Origin of the sequence: Streptomyces sp. NPDC048504 (assembly GCF_043200035.1) — a bacterium.
GTDB lineage: Bacteria > Actinomycetota > Actinomycetes > Streptomycetales > Streptomycetaceae > Streptomyces.
The window spans coordinates 431474-437854 of record NZ_JBICXA010000008.1 but is presented as its reverse complement, the minus strand read 5'-3'; the positions used below and the strand labels follow the sequence as shown (position 1 = coordinate 437854).

At 70.8% G+C, this 6381-nt stretch carries 6 protein-coding genes; 4 read left to right on the top strand and 2 right to left on the bottom strand.

All coding sequences use genetic code 11. The features are described from left to right. Nucleotides 1-127: 127 nt before the first annotated feature. On the bottom strand, nucleotides 128-1360 hold the full coding sequence (locus tag ACGFY9_RS22630; RefSeq protein ID WP_393756686.1) for an acyl-CoA dehydrogenase family protein: 1233 nt from the start codon (nucleotides 1358-1360) through the stop codon (nucleotides 128-130). Continuing rightward, nucleotides 1357-2502, bottom strand: a complete 1146-nt coding sequence (locus ACGFY9_RS22625) for an acyl-CoA dehydrogenase family protein (protein ID WP_393756684.1) — start codon at nucleotides 2500-2502, stop codon at nucleotides 1357-1359. The genes ACGFY9_RS22630 and ACGFY9_RS22625 overlap by 4 nt, the downstream gene beginning before the upstream one ends. A 359-nt stretch (nucleotides 2503-2861) precedes the next feature. On the opposite strand from ACGFY9_RS22625, the gene ACGFY9_RS22620 reads away from it, so the two are divergent. Genes ACGFY9_RS22620 through ACGFY9_RS22605 form a run of 4 tightly spaced genes read left to right on the top strand, consistent with a single transcriptional unit; the run spans nucleotide 2862 to nucleotide 6282 of the window. Then, on the top strand, nucleotides 2862-3767 hold the full coding sequence (locus ACGFY9_RS22620) for an AAA family ATPase (protein ID WP_393756682.1): 906 nt from the start codon (nucleotides 2862-2864) through the stop codon (nucleotides 3765-3767). Next, on the top strand, nucleotides 3764-5260 hold the full coding sequence (locus tag ACGFY9_RS22615; protein ID WP_393756680.1) for a VWA domain-containing protein: 1497 nt from the start codon (nucleotides 3764-3766) through the stop codon (nucleotides 5258-5260). Before ACGFY9_RS22620 ends, ACGFY9_RS22615 begins: the two co-directional genes overlap by 4 nt. A gap of 60 nt (nucleotides 5261-5320) precedes the next feature. Beyond that, the gene (locus tag ACGFY9_RS22610) at nucleotides 5321-5845 is read left to right on the top strand and encodes a MaoC family dehydratase N-terminal domain-containing protein (RefSeq protein ID WP_393756678.1); all 525 of its coding nucleotides are present in this window, start codon (nucleotides 5321-5323) and stop codon (nucleotides 5843-5845) included. Between the two features lie 14 nt (nucleotides 5846-5859). Next, nucleotides 5860-6282 (top strand): MaoC/PaaZ C-terminal domain-containing protein, encoded by a 423-nt coding sequence (locus ACGFY9_RS22605; RefSeq protein WP_393756676.1) that lies wholly within the window; start codon nucleotides 5860-5862, stop codon nucleotides 6280-6282. The last annotated feature ends 99 nt before the right edge of the window (nucleotides 6283-6381 follow it).

Sequence of the window (6381 nt, the reverse complement as noted above, 5' to 3'; positions counted from 1 at the left end):
CCCACTCCCCCCCCCCCCCCGGCGCGGGCCGCCGCGGCCGCGCCCCCCCCCCCCCCCCCCCCCCCCCCCCCCCCCCCCCCCCCCCCCCCCCCCCCCCCCCCCCCCCACCGCGTTCCGGCGGCTCGTGTCAGCTGCTGCCGCGCTTGACCTGACTGAACGGCACATCGCGGTCGGCCGCGTATTCGCGCGGCATCCCGAGGATGCGCTCGCTGATGATGTTCCGCGACATCTCGGTGCTGCCTCCGCCGAGGCTGGCGCCCTGGCGCATGAGGAAGTTGTCGCCGACCCGGCCGGGACCCTCGCCGCTGACGGCCAGACCCCCGGCGATCTCCAGTGCCAGGTCGTCGACGCGCCAGTCGGTCTCGGCGTGGGCCAGCCGCATGATCGAGGCTGCCGGGGACGGCATCTGACCGGTCTCCAGGCCGATGCTGACGCGACGGATCAACTGCTCCTGCACCTTCTCCAGCGCGTGCCCCTCACCGAGCATCTCGCGCACCCGCGGGTCGGCGCTCCGGCCGGACGCATTGGCGATCTGGACGAGGTCCGGCTTGGGCTGGCTGACCCGCCCGGTGCCCTTGCCGCTGGTGAAGGGCGAACCGCCGCCCACCGCCGTCCGCTCGTGGAACAACTGCCGGGAGGCCACCGCCCATCCGCCGTTGACCTCGCCCACCACCGCGTCCGCGGGCAGGACGAGGTCGTCGAAGAACTCCTCGCAGAACTCGGTCGACCCGCTCACCTGGGTGATACGGCGCATCGTGATCCCGGGCTGATGGACCTTCACCAGGAACATCGTCAGTCCCCGGTGCTTGGGCGCGTCCCAGTCGGTGCGCGCCAGGCACAGGGCGTAGTCCGCGGCGTAGGCGCACGTGCTCCACGTCTTGGCTCCGTTGAGCACCCAGGTGTCCCCGTCGCGGTCCGCCCGAGTGACCAGGCCGGCGAGGTCCGAACCGCCGCTGGGCTCCGACAGGAACTGCACGAGGATCTCGTCGCCGCGAATCGCCGCGGAGACGCGCTCGCGCTTCTGCTGCTCCGAACCCATGTCCATGATCGTGGGCGCGCAGATGCTGAACGTGGGAACGTTCAGCAGCAGCGGCATCTCGTAGCCCTCGGACTCCTCGGTGAACGCCCGTTGGTGCTCCGGGGTGAGACCCAGGCCGCCGTATTCCGAAGGGAAGCAGATGCCCGCGAACCCGCCCGCGTACAGCTTCTTCTGCAGTTCGCGGGTACGGACCCACTCGGCGTCGTCGTCCCCGGGCGGCGGCGGGACGGCGTCGACGTCGACCCGCGGCATGTTCTCGGCCAGCCAGGAGCGGGCCCTGAGGCGGAACGACTCCACGGCCTCCACAGTGCTGTCGGTCATGACGTCTTCCTCTCTGACGGCGCGATGATGTCGGCGATGCGCAGGCGGTGCTCTTCGGGCGTCCCGTAGAGGGCCCGGTTCACCGTCGCTCGCCGGAGATACAGGTGGAGGTCGTGCTCCCAGGTGACGCCGATGCCTCCGTGCATCTGGACGCAGTCCTGGAGGATCTGCGTGGAGCGGCTCCCGACATAGGACTTGGCCACGCTCACCAGCTCGGCCGCGTCCTCGGTGCCGTCCTGGACTGCATGCGCGGCCGCGCCGGTGGTCGCCTGGCACGCCTCGATCCACGTCTTCATATCGGCGAACCGGTGTTTGAGTGCCTGGTAGGAGGCCAGCGGACGTCCGAAGGAGTAGCGGTCGAAGGCCCACTGCGTGGTGAACTCGAACACCCGCTCAAGGACCCCGCAGGTCTCGGCGCACTGCAGCACGAGCGCGACCTGGAGCTGGCGCTCGACGAGCGGCTCCGCGCCCCCGACGAGGCCGACGACGGCGGACCCGGGAACCTCTACACCGGCGAAGCGGACCTCCGCGAAGCGCCGGACCAGGTCCAGGCTCCGGGACGCCTCGACCGAGACCCCGGCCGCGTCCGCCGACACCAGGAACTGGGTCGGCCCCTGCTCGGTCATCGCCGTCACCAGGAGCAGGTCCGCCTGCGCGGCAAGCTCGACCCGGTCCTTGACGCCGTCGAGTACGAAGCCGTCTCTTTCTGCCTTCGCCGTCAAGCCGGGTGTCAGCGGGGACCACTGTCCGCCCGGCTCGTAGACCGCCCAGGTGGCGACGCTCTCGCCGGAAACGAGCGCTTCGACGATGTGCGAGTGGTCCGGTCCGTCGGTGGCCGCGGCCAGACCGGCCAGCACGATGTTGGTCGCCAGCAGCGGGCCGGGGCCGACGCCACGGCCGAACTCCTCGGCGACAATGGCGAGATCGAGCAGGCCGTCCCCCGAGACGCTGCCGCCCCCGAGCTCCTCGGAGACGAGCATCGCCGTCCAGCCGAGCTCGGCGGCCCGGCTCCACCAGTCGCGGTCGAATCCGGTGGACGTGTCCGCGAGTTCCCGCACCCTCGTGAGCGGAGCCTCCTTCTCCAGGAAGCCCTTCACGGTGGCCCGAAAGAGTTTCTGGTCTGCCGAGAGCACTAGATCCATGCGGACTCCCTTGTCGTTTCACAGCGCCTCGCGGCGCTCATACCTTCGCGGCCGACGGTGCCGGGCGATCGGGGCCAGGGGCACGCGTGAAACCCACCGGCTGCGGCCGCCGGCTCCGGCGGAGGCTGCCCTGGCGGCAGGGCCTTGGAAGCGGTGCGCGTCCACGCACCGCTCGACGCTTGTCCGGGGCCAGTCGACCACCGGCCGAAGAGCCTTGTCAAACGAATTACCGTAAGGCTAACTTGAATCACTACTGGAAGACATACGGTATAACCAACCGAGCCGTCGGTGGAACGCTCGGGAGCTACGGGAACGGGCTCCCCAGAACCACCGCGAGCGGCCCCTGGGGAGAGACAGGCATGCCCGCAGCAGACGAGTACGACGGCAGCGCCGGCCACCGCTTCACGACGCCCCTGGACGTGGCCGACCGGCTAGCCGCCGTCGGATACATCGCGGACCCGCAGATCAGCGGCGCGGTCTTCCTGTCAGGCCGACTCGGCAAACCGTTGCTCGCGGAAGGTCCCGCGGGCACCGGCAAGACCGAGCTCGCGAAGGCGCTCAGCCGGGTGACGGGGGCACGGTTGATCCGGTTGCAGTGCTACGAGGGCCTGGACGAGTCGAAGGCCCTCTACGAGTGGGACTACCGCAAGCAGCTGCTGCGGATCCACGCCTCACGGGACGCCGCCGCTGAGCAGTGGCAGGCGCTGGAGCGGGACATCTTCAGCGAGGAGTACCTGCTGGCCCGCCCCCTGCTCGAAGCGATCCGATCCGAGGACGACGTCGTCCTGCTCATCGACGAGGTCGACCGGCTCGACATCGAGACGGAGGCGCTGCTGCTGGAGGTCCTCTCGGACTTCCAGGTCTCCATCCCCGAACTGGGGACCGTGTCGGCCCGCCGCAGGCCCCTGGTACTGCTCACCTCCAACAACAGCCGCGAGCTGTCCGACGCGCTGAAGCGCCGGTGCCTCTTCCTGCACATCGGGTATCCGGGCGCCGAGCGGGAACGGGAGATCGTCCGCTCCGCCGTGCCGGGCATCAGCGAGCACCTCGCGACGCAGCTCACCCAGGTGGTGCTCTCGCTGCGCGGCCTGCAACTCAAGAAGAAGCCCTCCGTCTCCGAGACGATCGACTGGGCCAGGGCGCTGCTCCTGTTCGAGTCCTCGGAACTGGACCCGGCCGACGTGGTCGCGGCCCTCCCGGTCCTGCTCAAGCACCAGAGCGACATCGAACTCGCGACGCGCGAACTCGGCCGGGTTCCGTCATGACCGTCGCGACAGCGCACTCCGGGCCGCCGTGGCCGGGCCCGTCCGGGCCCGGCCGACTCCCGAGGGCGCCTCAGGAGGCAGGCGAAGCGGTGCTGGCCGCGGTCGAAGGACTGATCGGCGAACTGCGGCAGATCGGTGTGCCGGTGTCGACGAGCGAGAGCATCGACGCGGTCCGGAGCCTGGAGTACACGGACCCGCTCCAGCCGGACCAGCTCAAAGCCGCCCTGGCCGCCACGCTGGTCAAGAGCCACCGGCACGGGCGCGCCTTCGACACGGTCTTCGACCTGTTCTTCTCCCCCGGGCCGCGCCCCGGTCAGGACGGAGGACCGGCACCGGACGCCGACGGCACGCCGGTCCGCGGCCGACTGGCCGCACGGCTCGCCGGGGCCGGTGACACTGAGCTGCGCGACCTGCTCGTGCGGGTTCTCGACCAGCGGGACGATCTGGGCCTGCGCGCCGTGACCGCCGAACTGGTCGACCGGCACGCCCGGATCCGGCCCGGTCAACCGGTGGCCGGCACGCTCGCCGTGCAGCGCACGTTCCGTGCCGTCGAGCCGGATGACCTGCGCGACCGACTGGCCGGGCTCAGTGGCGGGGCCGACGGCTCCCCGGCGTCCGGCCTGCGGGTCCGGCTGGCGGCCGAGGAGGCGGACCAGCGCGTCGAACGGCTCCGGCAGGAGATCGAGACCGAGGTGCGCCGACGCCTCGTCGAGGACCGGGGGGCCGCCGCCGTGGCGCGTTCCCTGCGGAGTGCGCTGCCGGAGGACCTGGACTTCCTGACCGCGTCGACGGCCGAACTGGCCGCGCTGCGCGCCACGTTGGCACCGCTGCCCGCCCAGTTGGCGGGCAGGTTGAGCGCGACGCGCCGACGCGCCCGGCGGGGTCCGCTCGATTTCCGCCGTACGGTACGCGAGTCGCTCTCGGCCGGAGGGGCGCCGGTGCGGCTGGCGTTCCGGCCGCCGCGCCCGGCCAAGCCGGAATTGGTCCTGCTCGCCGACATCTCCGGATCCGTCGCCACGTTCGCCGGGTTCACCCTGCAACTCGCCCAGGCGTTGCGCACGCAGTTCCGGGTGGTGCGCAGCTTCGTCTTCGTCGACGGCACGGACGAGGTGACCGATCTGCTCGCCGGTTCGGACGGCGCCGTCGAGGCGGCGCGCCGGATCGACGAGTCCGGCAGCGGGGTCCGGCTCGACGGGCGGTCGGACTACGGCAACGCGTTCCGGGGCTTCTGGGACCAGTGGGGTACGCAGGTCGGCAGCCGGAGCATCGTCGTCGTCCTGGGCGACGCGCGGACCAACTACCGCTCGCCGTCGGTGGAGTCGCTGTCGGCGCTCCGGCAGCGCGCCGGTCGGGTTTACTGGCTCAACCCGGAACCGCGCGCGGCGTGGGGCAGCGGCGATTCGGTCATGGACCAGTACGCGCCCCACTGCGACGACGTCGTCGAGTGCCGCAACATCCGCCAACTCAGGCAGTTCATCGAGCGGTTGGCGTGAGAACCCACCACCCGCCACGGCCCCCGGGCCGTTCCTTCCGTCCGGTTCGCGAGGAGCACCATGACTGACAGCAGCATCTCGGCGGCCATGCGGGCCGCTGTGGGCGTCGAGCTCGCCCGGCAGGTGAGCCACCCCGTGAGCACGTCCGACATCCGCCGATGGGCCCTAGCGGTGTACTGGCCCGAGCCCGCTCCGCAGCTCTTCCTCAGCGAGGAGTACGCCCGCCGAACCGTCCACGGGGGCATCGTCGCGCCCGAGGAGTTCAACCCGTTCGCCTGGTCGTGCGCCGAGACCTGGGCCCGGAATCCCGAAGCGGTCCCCGATCCCAACGACCCCGACAACACCGAGATCCAGGCCGGTGTACCCGGGCCCGGACTGACGTTCCAGCTCAACGGCGGCATGTCGGTGGAGTACGGCGACCGGATGCGCCCCGGCGACGTGATCACCAGCAGTCGGTGCCTCGGGCCCTACACCGAGCGCGAGGGACGGCTGGGCCTGATGCTCTTCAGCAGCGCCGAGGAGACCTGGACCAATCAGAGCGGCCGGCTCGTCAAGCGGACCGTGTCGACGCTCATTCGCTACTGAAGGGAAGAACCGACGTGCAGACTGCGACGTCAGGCGACAAGGTCGGGATCGGCGACGAGATCGGGCCGTTCACCAGAGAGACCGGTTTCGCGAACTGGAACCGCTATGCGGCTGTCAACGACGAGTTCGTGCCGATCCACATGGACGACGAGGCCGGCCGTGCGGCCGGGTACCCGACCGCTTTCGGGATGGGCAACCTCCAGTGGTCCTACCTGCACAACGCGCTGCGGGCGTGGATGGGCGACAGCGGACGGATCATCAGCCTCTCGTGCCAGTTCCGCGGGGCCAACACGAAGGGCATGACCGTCACCGCCCGCGGTGTGGTGACCGGCGTCGAGAAGGCCGACGGCGCTGTCACCGCGACGGTGGACGTGTGGACCGAGGCGGCGGACGGATCCAGGCTCGCCCCCGGCAAGGCGGTCGTGCGGTTCGGGTGAACCGCACCGGTGTCAGCGCGACCACCGGCACTACTACCGAGATTGCCGTTAGAGTTACCGTAATGCTTTCTATATGTTCTGTACGCCCCCGGCAGCCGC

What these genes read in the sequence shown, in the direction of transcription:
- ACGFY9_RS22630 (WP_393756686.1), bottom strand. Translation starts at nt 1,360, where the DNA reads ATGACCGACAGCACTGTGGAGGCCGTGGAGTCGTTCCGCCTCAGGGCC.
- ACGFY9_RS22625 (WP_393756684.1), bottom strand. Translation starts at nt 2,502, where the DNA reads ATGGATCTAGTGCTCTCGGCAGACCAGAAACTCTTTCGGGCCACCGTG.
- ACGFY9_RS22620 (WP_393756682.1), top strand. Translation starts at nt 2,862, where the DNA reads ATGCCCGCAGCAGACGAGTACGACGGCAGCGCCGGCCACCGCTTCACG.
- ACGFY9_RS22615 (WP_393756680.1), top strand. Translation starts at nt 3,764, where the DNA reads ATGACCGTCGCGACAGCGCACTCCGGGCCGCCGTGGCCGGGCCCGTCC.
- ACGFY9_RS22610 (WP_393756678.1), top strand. Translation starts at nt 5,321, where the DNA reads ATGACTGACAGCAGCATCTCGGCGGCCATGCGGGCCGCTGTGGGCGTC.